The following is a 2049-nucleotide window of genomic DNA, read 5'->3' on the forward strand; positions in this document are numbered from 1 at the left end:
CATCAGCTGACCGGCCAGCTCGATCAGGTCAATGCGGTGGTGCAGCGCCATGCTCCGGACTGGACCGGCAGCGCCTGGGAGACCGGGCTGTCGCGCAATCCCGCCAGCGCCTATGTCGCGGCGCTGACCGGGCCGGGCAATCCCTGGCCGGTCGCGGCGGGCGGTCTGGACTGGGCGGCGCTGGCGGACTGGCATGCGTTCTGCGCCGCGAAGGGGCTGAAGTATGACCGGGTGCATGAGGGTGGCGAGAGCCTCGGTGAGGCGCTGCGGGCCATCGCGCAGGCCGGGCGCGCCAGCCCGCGCCATGACGGGCGGCGCTGGTCGGTGGTGGTGGATCGTCCGCAGGCGCTGGTGGTCGATCACCTCTCGCCGCGCAACACCCGCGACTTCCGCTGGAGCCGCGCCTATACCGATCTGCCCGACGCGCTGCGGGTGAGCTTTGCCGACGAGAGCAATGGCTGGGACATCGGCGAGATGGTGATCCCGCGCCCGGGGCTGGCGGGGGAGCCGCAGCTGACCGAGGAGCTGGTCCTGCCCGGCAAGACTGACCCGGCGGAGATCTGGCGCGAGGGGCGGCGGCGGTTTTACGAGGCGATGCACCGGCCCGACACATTTACCTGCGTCATGGATGGGGCCGCCCGGGTGGCGACGCGCGGCGATCTGGTCATGGCGAGCTGGGACGTGCTGGCGCGCACGCAGATCTCCGCCCGGGTGCGGCAGGCGCTGGACCGGTTTCTGGTCATCGACGAGGAACTGCCGCAAGAGGGCATTGAAGAGGGGGGTGAAGGCCCCGCTGACTGGGGCCTGCGCTGGCGGGTTTATGACGGTCCCGAGGATACGGTGGGCCGGTCGGTGGTGGCCAAGGTCACCGGGCAGGGCCACAGCCTGATGGTGGCGGGGGAGGAACCTCTGCCCGAGCCCGGCAGCCTGGTGTTTCTCGGCCCGCTGGCGCAGGTCAGCGAGCCCATGGTGGTGGTGGATGTGGAGCCGGGCGAGGGGTTTTCCGCCCGGCTGACCCTGGTGGCGGAGGCTGCGATCATCGACGATCTCACCGAGGCCGAGGAGGTGCCCGCCTGGGACAGCATCGTCGGCGAGGTGATCCCGCAGCTGAGTGCCCCGCCGCAGATGCCGGTCTGGCGCGGGCTGGAAAGTGGGCCGGACGAGGAGAGCGGCGAGATCCTGCTGCGGGTGCTGCTGGGGGCCTCGGCGGGCGAGCTGCGGCTCTTGTCGGGCTTCGTGCTGGAGCATCGCCTCACCGGCGCGCCGGGCTGGACCGCGCTGCAGATCGCCGCCGCCGAGGGCGGGGCCGAGATCGCGGGTTATACGCTGGGGCAGGAGGTGCAGCTGCGCGCCAAAGCCCTCGCCTTTGATGGCGACGAGAGCCCCTATAACACCACGCTCACGCATGTGATCGGCGCCAGTGCCGCGCCGGTGCCTGCAGCACTCGACCCCGAGGGCATCGTGGTCAGCGGCGGGCTCGGCCATGCCACGCTGGCTCTGGCGGTCAGCGATCCCGCCACCGTCACGGTGCAGCTTTACCGCACGGCGGCGGGGGAGGCCTTTGATCCGGAGACGGACGCGCTGGGGGAGCCGCGCCCGGTCACCCCCGGCGCCACGGTCACGCTGGTCGATGGCGATGCCACCCGGGCCAGCCTGCTCGCCGATGGCGGCTTTGACGAGGTCGGCGTCTGGACGGCGGGCAGCGGCTGGACCGTGGGCGGCGGGCAGGCCAGCCATACGTCCGGCAGCGCGGGCGTGATCAGCCAGGAGCTGACCCTGAGCCCGGGCAGCACCTATCGCGTGGCCTTCCAGATCGGCACGCATGTCGCGGGCACGCTCACACCCGAGCTGGCGGGCGGCCCCCTGCAGCAGGGCGCGGCGGTCAGCGGCACCGGCTGGCACGTCGCCGAGCTGGTGGCCGCCTCCGGCAACACCCACTTCCGCCTCGCCGCCTCGGCTGACTTCGACGGCGCGGTGACCGCAGCGCTCCTTTATATACGCACCCCCGCCTGCGCCCCCGCAGGCCCGGTCGAATACCGCCTCGCGCCG

The 2049-nt window shown here is 72.3% G+C and carries 1 pseudogene; it reads left to right on the forward strand.

The features are described from left to right. A pseudogene (locus BLR51_RS27950) lies at positions 1-2049 on the forward strand (hypothetical protein); the annotation flags it as partial.

Origin of the sequence: Salipiger marinus, assembly GCF_900100085.1 — a bacterium.
Classification (GTDB): Bacteria; Pseudomonadota; Alphaproteobacteria; order Rhodobacterales; family Rhodobacteraceae; genus Salipiger; species Salipiger marinus.